We start from the raw sequence: 15,587 nt of genomic DNA, 5'->3' as shown, positions 1-15,587 counted from the left end.
TTCGGCGGCATCGGGCGCGGTGGACGCGAACGGGATCGAACCGCCACCCATACATGCCGCCACGACAGTTTCCCGCATCGAAGATTCAAGGCGACGCACAGCCACGCCGGCGGCGGCTCGTCGCCGCGCTGCTTTCCGTACCCGGCCTGATGCCCGCTCTCGCGCATGCGCAGCTCGCCGGTCCGGCCGCCGACGCGCAGCCGGTCGACGGTCCGGGCAGCCTGCGTCTCGCGCCGCAGTTGCTCGAACGGCCGCTCAAAAGCGGTCAGCAGCCCACGACCTTCCTGCTCGGCGACAAGGCCACCGGCACGTCCGACGAAGACATGGCGGCGAAAGGTTCCGCCGAAGTGCGCCGCACGGTCACGGTCATCAAGGCCGACGCGCTGCATTACGACCAGGACACGGACATGGCCGATGCTTTCGGCCATGTCAGGCTCATCAACAACGGCGTGTCGTTCGTCGGCCCGGAAGCGCATCTGAAAGTGGATTCGAACGAAGGGTTCATGACGAACCCGAAGTACCACTTCAATCTGACGGGCGGCTCGGGCAGCGCGGAGCGCATCGATCTGATCGACAACGAGCGCGCGCGCGTCGATCACGGCACCTACACCGCGTGCCAGTGCGACACGAATCCGGCGTGGTACATCAAAGGCTCGTCGTTCGATTTCGATACCGGCTCGGAAGAGGGCATCGCGCATAACGGCGTGCTGTTCTTCCAGGGCGTGCCTGTGTTCGCGAGCCCGTGGCTCTCGTTTCCGCTGACGGGCGACCGGCGCAGCGGCCTGTTGCCGCCGACGTTCTCGCTCAGTTCGACGACGGGCTTCGAAGCCACGATCCCGTACTATTTCAACATCGCGCCGAACCGCGATCTGACCGTCACGCCGCGCATCATGTCGCGGCGCGGCGTGCTCGGCGAAGCGAATTTCCGCTATCTGTCGCCGACGTATTCCGGCTCGCTCACGGTCGACTATCTGCCGAACGACCGCGAAACGCACACGAACCGTTATGCGATCTTCTGGCAGCATCAACAGAACTTCGGCGGCGGCTTTGGCGGCTACGTCAATTACAACAAGGTCTCGGACGATCAGTATCCGGAAGACCTGGGCAACGCGTCGAATCAGTTCCTGAACGGCACGCAGCTGCTCTATCAGCAGGAAGCCGGGCTGACGTACAACAATGGGCCGTGGTCCGTACTCGCCCGCGAGCAACGCTGGCAGACGCTGCAGCCGTCGATTCCGCCGTACGCGCGCGAGCCGCAGTTGAACGTGCAGTACAACAAGTACAACGTCGGCGGCTTCGACTACGGCGCGGAAGCGGACTTCACGCGCTTCACGATCACGCAGGAAGGCGCGACCGACGGTCAGCGCATGTACTTCAACCCGTACCTGAGTTACGGGATCAACGCGCCGGGCTATTTCTTCACGCCGAAGATTCAGTGGCACTTCGCGTCGTACGACCTGAGCCATATCGCGACGGGGCCGGTGCCGGGGCAGCCGCTGACGCCAGCCGGGCAGCCGAAGAATTTCACCGAGTCGATTCCCACGGTCAGTCTCGATACGGGGCTGGTGTTCGACCGTTCCGTGCGGCTCTTCGGGCAGGACTACATTCAGACGCTCGAGCCGCGCCTCTATTACGTCTACACGCCGTATCGCAATCAGAACTTCGCACCGATCTTCGATACCGCCGAAGCCGACTTCGGGCTCGCGGAAATCTACACGCCGAACACGTTCGTCGGCAACGACCGCATCGCGGATGCGAACCGCCTGACGGCCGGGCTGACCACGCGCTTCATCAACCCGGCGACGGGCGACGAGCGCGCGCGTTTCGTGATCGCGCAGCAGTACTATTTCACGAGCCAGCGCGTCACGATCAGCCAGGACCAGCCGATCAACGAGGCCAAGCACTCGGACCTGATCGCCGGCGCGGCAATCAAGCTGGGCGCTGGTTTCGCTTCGGAAACTGCGTTCCAATATAATGTCGACAATAACCAGCTCGTGCGCACGAGCGTCGGCTTCGCGTTCAGTCCGGCGGACCGCAAGGTGATCAACGTCGGCTACCGCTACACGCGCTCGAACCAGACCACGCTCGTCAACGAGCCGATCAACCAGTTGCTGGTGTCCGGCGAATGGCCGCTGACGAATCGTCTCTATGCCGTCGCGCGTGTCAATTATGATCTTGCCGGCCACCGGCTCGTCGACGGCCTCGTGGGCTTCCAGTACGATGCCGACTGCTGGGCGCTCGGCTTCGGCGCGCAGCGTTACGCCAACGGCGTGAACACGAGCGGCCAGCCTTCGTCGGGTACGCGCGTGCTTGCGCAGATCACGTTCAAGGGCTTGTCTAAGGTCGACAACGGTCTCGTCAGCGCGTTCCGCGCGAGCGTTCAGGGCTATCAGCCGCCGCCGCCGTCCGCTCCGCCGCTCGCCCGCTTCAGCGACTACGAGTGACAAGACGTACCACAACGCCAAAAAAGCGCACAGCGCACGAATGGGTCAAGTCAGGATTTGATGGAGTATCTGTGGCAAACATGAAACTGTTTCGATCGACGGCGATTGCCGCGAGCGCGCTGACAGCGGCGCTGATGGTCAGTTCGCCGGCCGGTGCGCAGGCGTTGTCGAACCCGAATGTGCAGGTGGCGGATTCCGTCGTCGCGGTGGTGAACGACGGCGTCATCACACAGCGCGAGCTGGAAGAACGCACGAGCCTGATCGTGCAGCGGCTCAAGCAGCAGAATGCGCCTGTGCCGCCCATCGAACAGATGCGCCGGCAGGTGCTCGACCAGATGGTGCTCGAACGCATCCAGCTGCAGAAGGCGAAAGAGGACGGCATCGTGATCGACGACGCCACCGTCAACCGCACGCTGCAACGCCTCGCGCAGCAGAACCAGATGACGCTCGACGTCTACCGCTCGCGCATCGAGGCGCAAGGCGTGCCGTGGGCGACGTTCGTGCGCGACGCGCGCACCGAACTCACGCTTTCGAAGCTGCGCGAGAAGGAAGTCGACAGCAAGATCACGGTATCGGACGGGGAAGTGGCGAACTACATCGCCAGCCAGCGCGGGCCGGGCGCGCGCAACGCGAGCGACCTGCATCTGCAGCACATCATGTTCAAGCTCGCGTCGAACGCGCCGGATTCGGAAGTCGCGGCGGTGCAGGCCAAGGCCGACGCGGTGCTGAAACAGGCGCAAGCCGGCGAGGACTTCTCGAAGCTCGCCAAGCAAAACTCGCAGGACACCGACGCCAGCAAGGGCGGCGACCTCGGTTTTCGCACGCCGGGCACGCTGCCGGCGGGCATCGTCTCGGCGGTGTCGGGGCTGCGTCCGGGCCAGGTCGTGCCGACGCTCCTGCGCACCGACGGCGGCTTCGAGATCGTCAAACTGGTGGACCGTCGCGCGAGCGAAGGCACTGCGGCCGATGCGCCGAAGCTCGTGCAAACGCACGTGCGCCACATTCTGCTGCGCGTGTCGGACGGCATGTCGGAAGCCAGCGCGCGCCAAAAGCTGCTCGATATCAAGCAGCAAGTGGCGGCGGGCGGCGACTTCGCCAACTTCGCGCGCACGTACTCGCAGGACGGCTCGGCCTCGCAAGGCGGCGATCTCGGCTGGATCAGCCCCGGCGAAACCGTGCCCGAATTCGAGCGCGCCATGAACAACCTGCAAGACGGCGCGGTGAGCGACCCGGTGCGCAGCGAATACGGCTATCACCTGATTCAGGTGCTCGGCCGCCGCGACGCGGAAGGGACCGCCACGCAACAGCTCGACATTGCGCGTCAGGCAATTGGTCAGCGCAAGGCCGAGCAGGCGTACTCCGACTGGCTGCGCGAACTGCGCGACACGGCGTACGTGCAGTACAAGGGCATCGCTGCGCAAGAGGCGCAGCAGTAAGCCACATGAGCACCGCCGCGCATCCGGACAGGCCGCTTTCCGTCGCCATCACAACCGGCGAACCGGCTGGCGTCGGTCCGGAGCTGACGGCTGCGGCGCTCGCTCAGGCGCACGCGCGCTGGCCGTCGGCGCGCTTTACCGTGCTCGGCGACGGTGCGCTGCTCCAAGCGCGTTCGGGCGCTGCCTGGCCTTCGAACGGCGACCTCATCGACATCGAACATCACGCGCTCGCGGCGCCCGCCGAAGCCGGCAAGCTGGACGCGGCAAACGGGCGCTACGTGCTCGATCTGCTCGATGCCGCCATCGACGGCGCGGTGGCGGGCCGTTTCGATGCCATCGTCACGGCGCCGCTGCAAAAGAGCACGATCAACGACGCCGGCGTGCCTTTCACCGGCCACACCGAATATCTCGCGGAGCGCACGCACACGCCGCGCGTCGTGATGATGCTCGCGGGCAGCGGCGAGCGCCCGTTGCGCGTCGCGCTCGCGACCACGCATTTGCCGCTGAAGGACGTATCGGCCGCGCTCACCATCGACGGCATCGTCGAGACGTTACGCATCATCGACCACGATCTGCGCGCGCATTTCGGGCTCGCTGCGCCACGCATTCTCGTGACCGGCCTCAATCCGCACGCGGGCGAGAACGGCTATCTGGGCCGCGAGGAAATCGACGTCATCTCGCCCGCGCTCGAACGCGCGCGCGCGCTCGGCATCGACGCGCCCGGTCCGTATCCGGCCGACACGCTCTTCCAGCCGCGCTATCTGAAAGACGCCGATTGCGTGCTCGCCATGTTCCACGATCAGGGCCTGCCCGTCCTGAAATACGCGACCTTCGGCGAAGGCATCAACGTGACGCTCGGCCTGCCGATCATCCGCACGTCTGTCGATCACGGCACGGCGCTCGATCTCGCGGGCACGGGCCGCGCGGACCCCGGCAGCATGATCGCCGCCATCGACGCCGCCGTGACCATGGCGCGCCACAAACGCAGCGCCTGAGCGCATCCAACGAAAACGTATGTCCACACGACACCAGGGCCATCTGGCGCGCAAGCGCTTCGGCCAGAACTTTCTCGTCGATCAGGGCGTGATCGATTCCATCGTCGACGCCATCGCGCCGCAGCGCGGCGAGCGCATGGTCGAAATCGGGCCGGGGCTCGCAGCGCTCACCGAGCCGTTGATCGAGCGCCTCGCCACGCCCGAGTCGCCGCTGCACGCGGTCGAGCTGGATCGCGACCTGATCGGGCGGCTGGAAAAGCGCTTCGGCGAGCGGCTCGTCGTGCACTCGGCGGACGCGCTCGAATTCGATTTCGGCACGCTCGCGCTCGCGGGCGACAAGCCGTCGCTGCGCATCGTCGGCAATCTGCCGTACAACATTTCGAGTCCGCTGCTGTTCCATCTGACGACGTTCGCGCCGAAGGTGATCGACCAGCACTTCATGCTTCAGGACGAAGTGGTCGAGCGCATGATCGCCGAGCCCGCGAGCAAGGAGTACGGGCGTTTGTCGGTGATGCTGCAATACCGCTACGTGATGGACAAGCTGATCGACGTGCCGCCCGAATCGTTCCAGCCGCCGCCGAAGGTCAATTCCGCGATCGTGCGCATGATTCCGTTCGCGCCGCATGAGTTGCCGGCGGTCAACGAAACCGTGTTGAGCGATGTCGTCAAGGCCGCGTTCGCGCAGCGTCGCAAGGTCTTGCGCAACAATCTCGCGGCGTATCGCGACAAGGTCGATTTCGATGCGCTCGGATTCGATCTCGCGCGACGCGCCGAAGAAGTGCCGGTGGCGGAGTTCGTCGCGCTGGCGCAGGCTCTCGAGCGCAGTTGATTCGCCGGTTCGTCATTGGCATGTCGCCTCGCGCGCGTCGGAGGCGAGCAGTTTCATTAGTCGGTCGAGCCGCATGCGTTGATCGCGCTGCAAACCGCGTGTCGTGCTGACCTGCTGCACGCGCTTGCGCCAGTAGGTCTGCCCGAATAGCGAATTCGCGCCCTCAGCGGACAAGACGCGCTCCAGATGCACGATAGCGGCGTCGACGTTATGGGCGGTGTAGGGACTGGTCATCGTGTTACCTCGCTGCGTGTTGACGTTCACGAATTCTGCGTGCGTGTCGGGACATTTCGCGTCTCTTGAGCGCGGTCGAAGCACTGGGTCGACCGAGACGCGAATTGTCCCGAACGTCTGCAACGATCGTCGTTCGAACACGAGCGAAGCGCGACCACTCATTCAAAGGAGACAGCGCCATGCGCTTCATTCACGCGGCCGATATCCATCTCGACAGCCCGCTGCACGGGCTCTCCGCCTACGCCGACGCGCCCGCCGACATGCTGCGCAACGCCACGCGCGAGGCATTCTCGAAGCTCGTGTCGCTCGCCATCGATGAGCAAGTGGATTTCATGGTCATCGCGGGCGACCTGTACGACGGTACCTGGCGCGATCACAACACCGGCATCTTCTTCTGCAAGGAGATGGGCAAGCTGCGGCGCGCGGGCATTCCCGTGTATCTGCTTTACGGCAATCACGACGCCGAGAGCGAAATGACGAGCCAGCTTCAGTTGCCGGACAACGTCCACACGTTTTCGACGAAGAAGCCGCAGACATATCGCATCGACGCGCTGAAGGTCGCGCTGCACGGCCACAGCTTCAAGGACAAGGCGGTGACGACGAATCTCGTGACCGCGTATCCGCCGCCTGTCGACGGTTATTTCAATATCGGCGTGCTGCACACGGCGCTCGAAGGCGCGGCGATGCACGCGAGTTACGCGCCGTGCACGGTCGCGGAGCTGCATGCGCGCGAGTATCACTACTGGGCGCTCGGTCACGTGCATGAATTCGCGATCTGGCAGGAAGCATCGACCATCGTGTTTCCGGGCAACTTGCAGGGACGCACCATTCGCGAGACAGGGCGGCGCGGCGCGGTGTTGGTCAGCGTGTCCGAGGCGGAAGAAGTCAGCGTCGAGCGGCTGTTCATCGACGTGTTGCGCTGGGAAGCCGTGAATGTCGATGCATCCGGCCTCGACACGCTCGATGAAGTCGCCCGCGCGGCCGGCCGTGCGCTGGAGGCGCTGGTGGATGCCGCCGAGCGCCCGGTGCCGCACGCGGTGCGCGTGAGCATCACCGGCGCGACGAAGGCGCACGGCGAACTCTTCGCCAACGAAAAGCAGCTACGCGCCGAAGTCCTCGCGCAGATCGCGGCGATCAGCCATGACCGCTTGTGGCTCGAAAAGGTGAAAGTCGCGACGCAGCCGATCACGCGCGAACGCACGGCAGCGGATCTGGCCGATGGCGGCGACGCGCTCGCCGATCTTCACGCGCTTCTGATCGAAGCCGAATCTGATCCCGAATTCCTCGCCATGCTGAAAGACAGGCTCATCACGCTCGCGACGCAAGCGCCGAGCGACTTGCAGAAGTCCGTGCCCGAACTCGACTACGTGCGCGACGGCGACCTCGCCAAGCTCGTGAGCGAGGCGCGTTCCGGCCTGATCGCGCAACTCGCGGACGCGGAGTAACGGGATGCGCATCAGCCAGCTCGATCTCATTCGCTTCGGCAAGTTCACGGACCACGCCGTCGAATTCCCGCCAGCGGACCACGATTTCCATTTCGTCGTCGGCCCGAACGAGGCGGGCAAATCCACCATCAAGACGGCCATTTCCGAACTGCTTTTCGGCATGCCCCATAGCTCGTCGCTCGCCTTTTTGCATCCGCAAAGCGATCTGCGGCTGGGCGCGAAGCTGGAGAAAGACGGCGCGGCGCTCGCGTTTCATCGCACGAAGAGCCGCAAGTCGCCGCTCACGACGCCTAACGGCGAGCCGCTCGCCGCCGATGCGCTCGCGCCGTTCCTCGGCACCGCCGACAAGAGTTTCTTCGAGCAGATGTATTGCCTGGACCACACCGCGCTGATTCGCGGCGGGCAGAGCATTCTCGACGCATCGAGCGATGTCGGGCAGGTGTTGTTTCAGTCGGCGGCGGGCATCGCGAGTCTGGGCGAAGTGCGCCAGCGTCTCGCAGACGAAGCCGACAGTCTTTGGGCCAAGCGCAAGTCGGGCGAGCGGGCCTACTACGTCGCGCTGAAGCAATACGAAGAAGCCACCGCCGAACTGAAGGCGGCGAGCGTGCGGACGGCGCAGTGGCGTCGGGCGCACGGCGCGGTGGAAGAGGCGCAGGAGCGCAGCCGCGAGCAGGAAGCGCGTCGCGCGGAACTCGAAGTCACGCGCGCGAAGCTGGAACGCATCCGTCGCGCCGCGCCGTATCTCAACGTCTGGCGCGCGAAGTCCGCGGAACTCGACGCACTCGGCGATACCGCCGATCTGCCCGCCAACGCCGAAGCGGCGCTCCAGAATGCGCTCACGCGGCTGGCGTCGGCGCAGACCGCGCTCGATCTGCACGCTCGCGACGTCGAGCAGTTGCAGAAGGACTTGAGCGAGATTCGCATCGATCAGGCGCTGCTCGCGGTCGAAGCGGACATTCGCGCGCTCGAAGGAACGCGGCATCAATGCGCGAATCACGCGAACGAAATCGCGCGGCTCGAACAGGAAGTCGCCGTGCGCGTGCGGCAGATATCGCAGGATTGCGCGCAACTTGGCTGGGCGCAGGACGAAGCAAGCGCGCGGCAGTCGCTGCCCGGACCGCTCGTGCTTCAGACCGTGTCGAGCCTGATGCTCGATCGCGGCGAACTGGAACTCGCGGCGCGCAACGCCGAGCGCGCGGCGCAAGAGAGCGTGGAGCAGATCGCGGCGTTGCAGACGCGGCTCGCCGCGCTGTCCGATTGCGACGTCGCGCCCGGCTTGCGCACGGCGCTGCGGGCCGCGCAGAAGTCCCGCGATACCGCGACGACGCAACGCCGCCTCGACGACGCACGCCGCGAAGCCGACCACGCTTTGCAGGCGGCGCTCGTATCGCTCGGCAAGTGGACGCGGCCGCTGCCCGAATTGCGCGCGATGACCTTGCCCGCCGCCGAGCGCATCGGGGTGCTCCGCGACGAACGGCAGGCGCTCGCGTCGCGGCTCGCGATGGCCGACGATCGGCTGAAGGAAGCGCAAGACACGCTGCACGCGACGCAAACCGAACTGGGCGATTTCGTGCAGACACACGATGTCGTGACGGCCGCCGATGTCCGCGAGGCCCGCGACGCGCGCAACGCCGCGTGGCACGCCATCCGCGCGGGCGAGACGCCGCTCGCGACAGCCGCGCCGCGCTTCGAAACCGCGATGCACGCCGCCGACGGGCTCGCGGATCGTCAACTGGGCTCGGTCGGTCAGGCGACGCAGCTCGTCGCGCTGAAGCGGCGCGTGGCGGTGGAACAGGAGACTGTCGCACGCCGGGAGCAGGCCGCGCGCGATGCCGCAGCCGCGCTCGCTCACTTCGACGCCGCGTGGGCTGCGCTGGCCGCGCAATCGCAGATCGCGGACATGGCGCTCGACGATGTTCCGTCGTGGCTCGCGCGCCGCGATCAGGCGCTTGCCGCATCGCAGACGCTCGACCGCGACAGCGAAGAACTCGCACGCGAATCCGCCGATGCAGACTCGCGTCGCGCTGAACTCGCGCGGCAACTCGCGCAGGCGGACGTGGCTGCGGATGCGTCCGCCGACCTCGACGCGCTATGCGACATCGCCGAGCGCCACATCAGCGCCATCGACGAAGCGACGGTCACGCGGCGTCACGTGAGCGAGCAGCTGGACGCGGCCCGTGCCGAAAGCATCGCCCGTCAACGCGCCGCGAACACCGCCCGCGACGCGTTCGAGCAATGGCAGCGCGACTGGTCGGCGGCGGTCGGGCGCGCGGGCCTCGCGGTCGCGGCGGAGTCGCAGGCGGCGGCGGAAACCGCCATCGGCATCGTGAAGAAGATCGGCGATCAGCTCACGCAGGTCGACGCCATTCGCTCGCAACAGATCGAACCGATGCGCGCGTCGCTCGCTGCGTTTCAAGCGGACGCGGCGCGGCTCGCCACGCACATCGACCATGAGCTTGCGGCGCTCGAAGCAAGCGGCATGTCGGCGGAACTATCGTCGCGGCTGGAGAGCGCGTGCGCGGCGCGCGGCGAAGCGGAGCGCATCCGCCGCGAACTGGCAACGGCCAATGAGCAAGCGAGCGCCGCGAAAGCGGCGCTCGACGAAGCGCGCGCGACTCTGCGCCCGCTCTATGAACTCGCGGGCGTGGATACGCCGGAACTGCTGGCCGCGCGCATCGCCGAGTCACAACGCAAGCGCGACCTGACCGCGGCCGTGCACGAGGCGCGCGACGCGTTCATCAAGGGCGGCGACGGACTCGCGCTCGACGCGCTGATCGCGGAAGTGGACGGCGCGGACATCGCGGACGTGCAGGCGCAACTGTCGCTGACGAGCAGCGCGCTCAACGAATCGGTGAAAGTCTCGACCGCGCTGGCCGCCGAACTCGACGCCGCCGAACGCGAACTGAAGGCGATCTCGGGCGAAGCCAACGCGGCGCGCGCCGAGGCGAAGCGTCAGGAAGCGCTCGCCGCCATGGCCGACGCCGCCGAACGCTTTATCAAGGTGGAGACGGCATCGACGCTGCTCAAGTGGGCCATCGACCGCTACCGCGAGCGCCGCCAGGGCCCGATGCTCTCGCGCGCGAGCGCCATCTTCGCCGAATTGACGCTCGGGGCGTTCTCGCGGCTCGTCGTGGATTACGACCGCCAGCCGATGGCGCTCGCCGCCGTCCGCGCGACGAACGGCGCGCATGTCGAGATCGGCGGAATGAGCGAGGGCACGCGCGATCAGCTTTTTCTCGCGCTGCGGCTCGCGGCGCTGGAGGAGCACGGCGAGAAGGCATCGGCGCTGCCGTTCGTCGCGGACGATCTGTTCATCAATTTCGACGATGGCCGCGCCCGCGCCGGCCTGCGCGTGCTGGCGCAAATCGCCAGGCGCACGCAGGTGATCTTTCTGGGCCACCACGATCATCTGGTCGGCATGGTGCGCGAAGTGTTCGGGCCGCAGGTCAACGTGAGATACATGGGCTGAAGCGCGAGGCGTCATGAGCCGTTCAGCGCGCGATCGAGCCGTAGCAGCGTCTCCTTCGCGCTGCCCGCGATGCCCACGCCGACGCCCGGCGCGATGCCGTGCTCGCGCGGATTAATGCGCACGACGCGCGGCCCGTGCCGTTCGCTGAAGCGCCGCACCGTCGGCAACGCGCGGCCCGCGCCGAGTTCGACCACGACGAGCCGTTCGACACTTCGAAGCCAAGCCGCAAGTCGCCGTTCCTCTTGCGCCGATTGCGTGTCGATCCAGTTCCAGTCACCGAACATCAGAATGTTCGGGCGCGCTAGACGGCCGCAATGCGGACAAAGCGGCAACGCGTTGACGAGTTCGCAACGGCTTTCGTCGACGACCGGCTCGAACGCGTCGGCGGGCCAGATGTCGTTCGTGCAGGCGTCGATGCACTGCATCGCATGGATCGCGCCGTGGCACTGCGCAACGCGCTCGGCGGGGAAACCCGCGCGCTGGAACTGACCATCGACATTGCTCGTGAAAACGAATGCGCCGTGACGCATGCGCGCGCCCCAGCGCCGCAGCACGTCGAAGCCTTCGTGCGGCTGCGTCGCGCGATACAGCGCCAGCCGATGCCCGTAGAAGCCCCACGCAAGACGCGGATGCCGAACGAAGCCGTCGGGATTGGCCATGTCTTCGAACGAGAAGCCGTGATGCCGCAACGCCGGATACGCGCGCCAGAAGCCCTCCGGGCCGCGGAAGTCAGGCAGGCCCGAATCGACGCCCATGCCCGCGCCGGCCGTGACGAGGAGACCATCGGCGTCGGCGATCCACGCGGCGGCTTGCTGGACGAGCGCTTCGTCGCTCATGCCGCTTCTCCCGCGTGCGCGCTTGCCGTTGCATGCCGATAGCGGTTCGCGAGTTTCAGATAATCCTGCGCGAATTCGTCACGCAACGCTTGCGGCGCAAGAATCTCGACGCCCGCGCCGAGCGCGCGCAGCCACCAGCGCAGTTTGAGGCTCGGCGTGACGGTGCCGGTCACTTTCATGCGGCCATCGGGCAGGGTGTCGATCTGCTGATCCTTGGACATCGGCGATTCGCGCAACTGATTGCCCGCGCTGCCTTCGAACGCAAGCTCCAGCTTCACGGCCGGTTCGGGCAGAAAGTCGAACGCCTGCTGCGTCTCGATGTATTTGCGCAGCCGGAAGTCCGCCGGATAGCTGAACGAGTCGCCGGACTCCGTCACCGACCGGATGCGGTCCAGCCGATACAGCGCGCGCGCCGATTCCGGCTCGCCTTCGCCGGCCGGCGGCGCGCGGCGCGGGTCCTGCGCGACCATGTACATGACGCCCGCCGATTCGACGAGCGCGAGCGGCCAGAGGCGTTTGGTCTTCGGCGCATCGCTCTTTTCCTTGCTCTCGCTGCGGTACGCGGCGCGATACTGCACGAGCAATTCGCGCTCGAAGAACGTCGCGGTCGCCACCGTGTTGAAAATCTCCGGCCGCAGCTTCGGGCGAATCAGCGTGAATGCGCCATCCACCGAATCGATCTTGTCGGCCCACGCGCGATACATGCGGCTGTCCGCTTTCTCTTGCGACAGCCGCGCTTCCGCCGCCTTGAACAGCGGATCGATGTCTTGCGTGACGGCGGCCGGCAGTTTGTTGCCCGCGAATCGCTGAAGAATATGAAACGCGACGGCCTCCGACGCGCTCATCAGCCCGACGCCTTCCTGAAGGCCGTGCAGCCACGGCTTGCGCTGCCACAGCAACTCGCGGCCGTTGATCGTGGAGATGACGCGCGACTCGGCTTCCAGCGCGCTCAGATGGCGTTGCACCTTTTTCGTATATCCGACGCGATGCCCGCGCTCTTCGAGCCGGCGGCGCACTTCGGGCGTCGAGAGCCACGAGACGGCGTCCCGTTCCGTCGGCAGCACGCGGAGAATGGCTTCGTCGAGACTGGAGGTCATGGAGCGGTTCCTTGAGGCGTTATCGCCTCATTATAGGAACGACCGGGACACAACGTGTCTCGAACGAAGTGTCGTCAGCAAACCCTACTGAATCAGCTCCTGCTTGCGCGCCCAGACCATCGCGTCGTAACGGCTCGATACGCCCAGTTTCGCGAAGATATTGCGCAGGTTCCATTTCACCGTTTCGAGCGTGATGTTCAACGTGAGCGCGATGCGTTTGTTCGACATGGCCTGCGCGACGAGCCCGAGAATTTCGACTTCGCGTTGCGTGAGCACCGCGTCCGTCTTCGACGTGTGCGCGCGTCGCAGCATCGACGCGGCGTCATCCGCGCTGGCGCTGTCGGCGAGCTTCGCGACCAGCTCTTCCAGATAGCGCAGGCTGGATGCGTCGAGCCGCTTCTCGCGCAGCAGAGCGCCGAGCTGCTTGCCGACGATAGGCGCTTCATCGACGAACGTCCGCACGAGGCCGAGTTCGCGTCCCGCCTGCACCGCGCGAAGCAGACATGCGTTGGCGTCGTCGGTCCGCTTCATGTCCGCGAGCACCGCGCCCGACAGCAGATCGACGAGCGCAAGCAAGCGGCTACGGTTGAAGCCGACGGCATGCGCCCGGACGACATCGAGCGCGCGCAACGCTTCGGCCGGGTCGTCGTTGCGCAGCACGCGCGCGCGCGTGAGCGCCGCGTTCGCCGCGATTTCATCGGGGAGCGCAGCGCCGTCCGTATTCGCATTGGCGCGCGCCAGTTCGCTCAGTAATGCCGACGTCTCGCTCGCGCCCGCGCGATCGCCTTTGACGAGCAGAACCTTGACCTGTTCGGCGAGCATATAGCTGACGGCGCGCCGCTGCCCGAGGCTTTGCAGATGCGATGTCTGCTGCCGGATGAACGCGAGCGCGGCATCGGCGCCTTCCTGCAATAGATCGAGTCTCGCGCGGCACAGCGATGCCCAGATCGTCACATCCGGTCCCGACGAATGCAGCAGGCCACGCCGGTTGGCGATCGTCTCGCGGGCGTCGTCGATACGGTCGAGTTCGTAGTAGACCTTCGCCAGCAGACCGGCGCACACGTTCGCGCTGATCGAATGATGGCCCGCCGCCTTTACCGATCGCGCGAGCAACGCCGAGCCCAGACGTTCGGCCTCGCGCATGCGGCCTTCGAACATGAGATTGGACACCAGCGTCGCTTCGACGACGAGCGCCATGTCGTTGTTGCGATCGGCGTGCGGGACATGACGCGTGTCGAAGAGACGCTTCGCTTCCGCGTAGCGGCCCACCGAGCGGTACGCGACGCCGAGTTCCGCGATCAACATGTAGCGGAGGAACGGGTTCTCGACGGCCGCGTCGCGCACCGGTTCGAGCAGTTCGATCATGCGCGCGGCGTCATCGTTCTGGAATGCGATGGCCGCCTCGACGAGCGGCAGACTGCGTTCGATCTCCGGCGGGACCGTGTGCGCGCCGCTGCGCAGTTGCGCGAGCCACGCCTTGGCCTTCGCGGGACGCGACGTCAGCGAAACCGTCAGGCAGGCGAGGAACAACAGGCGCGGGTGACGGAACAGCACTTCTTCCGGAACGCGATCCAGCAGATGCAGCGTCGGGCTGAGATAGTCGAGATTCCACGTCGCGGGCGCGGCGCGCTCGATCATGCCGGTGGCGTATTCGATGTCGTTGCCGAGACTCGCGTGGCGCATGGCTTCGGCGAGGAGGCCGTTCTCCGCGAACCAGCGCGCGCCGCGCCTGTGCAGTTCGTTCACGGCGTCGCGGCCGCGCCGTTCCAGACGCGTCGAGAGAAACTCGCCGAAGAGCCGATGCAGGCGATACCAGATCATTCTGTCGTCCGAATCGATCCGGATGGTGAGCAGGTTGTCGTCCTCCATCTTCTTGAGCAGGTCCGCCGCGTTCGCCTGACCCGTCACGCTCTGCGCGAGCGACGCGTTGAAGCGCCGGAACACGCACATGCTCTCGGCAAATGCCGTCAGTTCTTCCGGCAGATGCGCGATGATTTCTTCGCTCAGATAGGTCTGCAGATCATTGGAGCGCCACACGAGATCCTGCAACATGCTCCGCGCTTCCGGGCGGTTGCGCAGCATGGTGACGATGAGTTGCAGGCACGACGGCCAGCCGCTCGTGAGCTCGTGAATCAGGCCGAGTTCGTCGGCGTTGATCTTGCCGGTGCCGAGGTTTTCATCGAGAAAATGCCGTGTTTCCGGCAGATCGAACGGCAATTCCGCGCTGTCCACTTCGACGATCTGACCCATCATCCGCAACCGGCTGAGACTCAGCGGCGGCGTAACGCGCGACGAAATCACGAGGTGCAGATTGCCCGGCCCGTGATCCAGCAGCTTCTGCACGAACTTGTGCGCAGCGGGCGCTTCGACGTGGTGATAGTCGTCGATGATGAGATACACGTCCTTCGGCAGATCGACCGCGCCTTCCACGATGGCCGCGATCGCCGCGTCCATTGCGCTCGCGCTGGTGTCGTCGGGCGGCATGTCCGTTTCGACGGAGATGCCCAGGCGCTGCATCGCCGCGAAGAGTTCCGCGCAGAAATCCGCGTAGCCGCCGTCGTCGGCGGTGAGCGAAAGCCATGCGACTTCCGCGCCGGACTTCAGGCAGTTCTGCCGCCATTGCGCGAGCAGCACGGTCTTGCCGTAGCCGGCGCTCCCGGATACGAGCGCGAGTTTCGCCTGGTGCACGCGATCCAGTTGCGCGAGCAGGTTCGTGCGAGGGACATGCCGTGCGCCGATGCGCGGCGGCGAAAACTTGGTGGAAACCAGGTGTTTGGTGAAAGGCGTGGGCAAGTCGTCACC

Annotated in this window: 10 protein-coding genes; 6 read left to right on the top strand and 4 right to left on the bottom strand. The window is 66.0% G+C overall.

All coding sequences use genetic code 11. The features are described 5' to 3' along the window. Window positions 1-53: 53 nt before the first annotated feature. From NCR37_RS10905 to rsmA, 4 genes are all read left to right on the top strand, one after another. Window positions 54-2,444, top strand: coding sequence for an LPS-assembly protein LptD (locus NCR37_RS10905; protein ID WP_250473007.1), 2,391 nt, complete (start codon window positions 54-56; stop codon window positions 2,442-2,444). 80 nt (window positions 2,445-2,524) lie between these two features. Beyond that, entirely contained in the window at window positions 2,525-3,880 is a 1,356-nt protein-coding gene (locus tag NCR37_RS10900) for a peptidylprolyl isomerase (protein WP_250473006.1), read from the top strand. 5 nt (window positions 3,881-3,885) lie between these two features. After that, window positions 3,886-4,875 (top strand): 4-hydroxythreonine-4-phosphate dehydrogenase PdxA, encoded by a 990-nt coding sequence (gene pdxA / locus NCR37_RS10895; protein WP_250473005.1) that lies wholly within the window; start codon window positions 3,886-3,888, stop codon window positions 4,873-4,875. A gap of 19 nt (window positions 4,876-4,894) precedes the next feature. Next, window positions 4,895-5,704: a 16S rRNA (adenine(1518)-N(6)/adenine(1519)-N(6))-dimethyltransferase RsmA gene (gene rsmA, locus NCR37_RS10890; RefSeq protein ID WP_250473004.1), complete on the top strand. Its 810-nt coding sequence runs from the start codon at window positions 4,895-4,897 to the stop codon at window positions 5,702-5,704. 12 nt (window positions 5,705-5,716) lie between these two features. On the opposite strand, the gene NCR37_RS10885 is transcribed toward rsmA, so the two are convergent. Beyond that, a complete protein-coding gene (locus NCR37_RS10885) occupies window positions 5,717-5,938 on the bottom strand; it encodes a hypothetical protein (protein ID WP_250473003.1) in 222 nt (73 codons plus the stop codon). Between the two features lie 179 nt (window positions 5,939-6,117). Between NCR37_RS10885 and NCR37_RS10880 the strand changes: the two genes are divergently transcribed. After that, entirely contained in the window at window positions 6,118-7,383 is a 1,266-nt protein-coding gene (locus NCR37_RS10880; protein WP_250473002.1) for a metallophosphoesterase family protein, read from the top strand. Window positions 7,384-7,387: 4 nt separating this feature from the next. After that, window positions 7,388-10,852 carry an ATP-binding protein gene (locus NCR37_RS10875; protein ID WP_250473001.1) on the top strand — a complete coding sequence of 1,155 codons (3,465 nt, stop codon included), beginning with the start codon at window positions 7,388-7,390 and terminating at the stop codon, window positions 10,850-10,852. Window positions 10,853-10,863: 11 nt separating this feature from the next. Here the strand turns inward: NCR37_RS10875 and NCR37_RS10870 are convergent, their stop codons facing one another. The 3 genes from NCR37_RS10870 to NCR37_RS10860 all read right to left on the bottom strand — a co-directional run bounded on the left by NCR37_RS10870 (window position 10,864) and on the right by NCR37_RS10860 (window position 15,578). Beyond that, entirely contained in the window at window positions 10,864-11,688 is an 825-nt protein-coding gene (locus NCR37_RS10870) for an SIR2 family NAD-dependent protein deacylase (protein ID WP_250473000.1), read from the bottom strand. Continuing rightward, window positions 11,685-12,785, bottom strand: coding sequence for a helix-turn-helix transcriptional regulator (locus NCR37_RS10865; RefSeq protein WP_250472999.1), 1,101 nt, complete (start codon window positions 12,783-12,785; stop codon window positions 11,685-11,687). Before NCR37_RS10865 ends, NCR37_RS10870 begins: the two co-directional genes overlap by 4 nt. Before the next feature lie 84 nt (window positions 12,786-12,869). Further along, window positions 12,870-15,578, bottom strand: a complete 2,709-nt coding sequence (locus NCR37_RS10860; protein ID WP_250472998.1) for a winged helix-turn-helix domain-containing protein — start codon at window positions 15,576-15,578, stop codon at window positions 12,870-12,872. Between the last annotated feature and the right edge of the window lie 9 nt (window positions 15,579-15,587).

The sequence above is a fragment of the Caballeronia sp. GAFFF1 genome (assembly GCF_023630705.1).
Classification (GTDB): domain Bacteria; phylum Pseudomonadota; class Gammaproteobacteria; order Burkholderiales; family Burkholderiaceae; genus Caballeronia.
The sequence above is the reverse complement of the archived record's forward strand: the minus strand, read 5'-3'. Positions and strand labels throughout refer to the sequence as shown.

Bases quoted from the DNA above. Each gene is read 5' to 3' on its own strand.
- NCR37_RS10905 (WP_250473007.1), top strand. From the start codon at position 54: ATGCCGCCACGACAGTTTCCCGCATCGAAGATTCAAGGCGACGCACAG.
- NCR37_RS10900 (WP_250473006.1), top strand. From the start codon at position 2,525: ATGAAACTGTTTCGATCGACGGCGATTGCCGCGAGCGCGCTGACAGCG.
- pdxA (WP_250473005.1), top strand. From the start codon at position 3,886: ATGAGCACCGCCGCGCATCCGGACAGGCCGCTTTCCGTCGCCATCACA.
- rsmA (WP_250473004.1), top strand. From the start codon at position 4,895: ATGTCCACACGACACCAGGGCCATCTGGCGCGCAAGCGCTTCGGCCAG.
- NCR37_RS10885 (WP_250473003.1), bottom strand. From the start codon at position 5,938: ATGACCAGTCCCTACACCGCCCATAACGTCGACGCCGCTATCGTGCAT.
- NCR37_RS10880 (WP_250473002.1), top strand. From the start codon at position 6,118: ATGCGCTTCATTCACGCGGCCGATATCCATCTCGACAGCCCGCTGCAC.
- NCR37_RS10875 (WP_250473001.1), top strand. From the start codon at position 7,388: ATGCGCATCAGCCAGCTCGATCTCATTCGCTTCGGCAAGTTCACGGAC.
- NCR37_RS10870 (WP_250473000.1), bottom strand. From the start codon at position 11,688: ATGAGCGACGAAGCGCTCGTCCAGCAAGCCGCCGCGTGGATCGCCGAC.
- NCR37_RS10865 (WP_250472999.1), bottom strand. From the start codon at position 12,785: ATGACCTCCAGTCTCGACGAAGCCATTCTCCGCGTGCTGCCGACGGAA.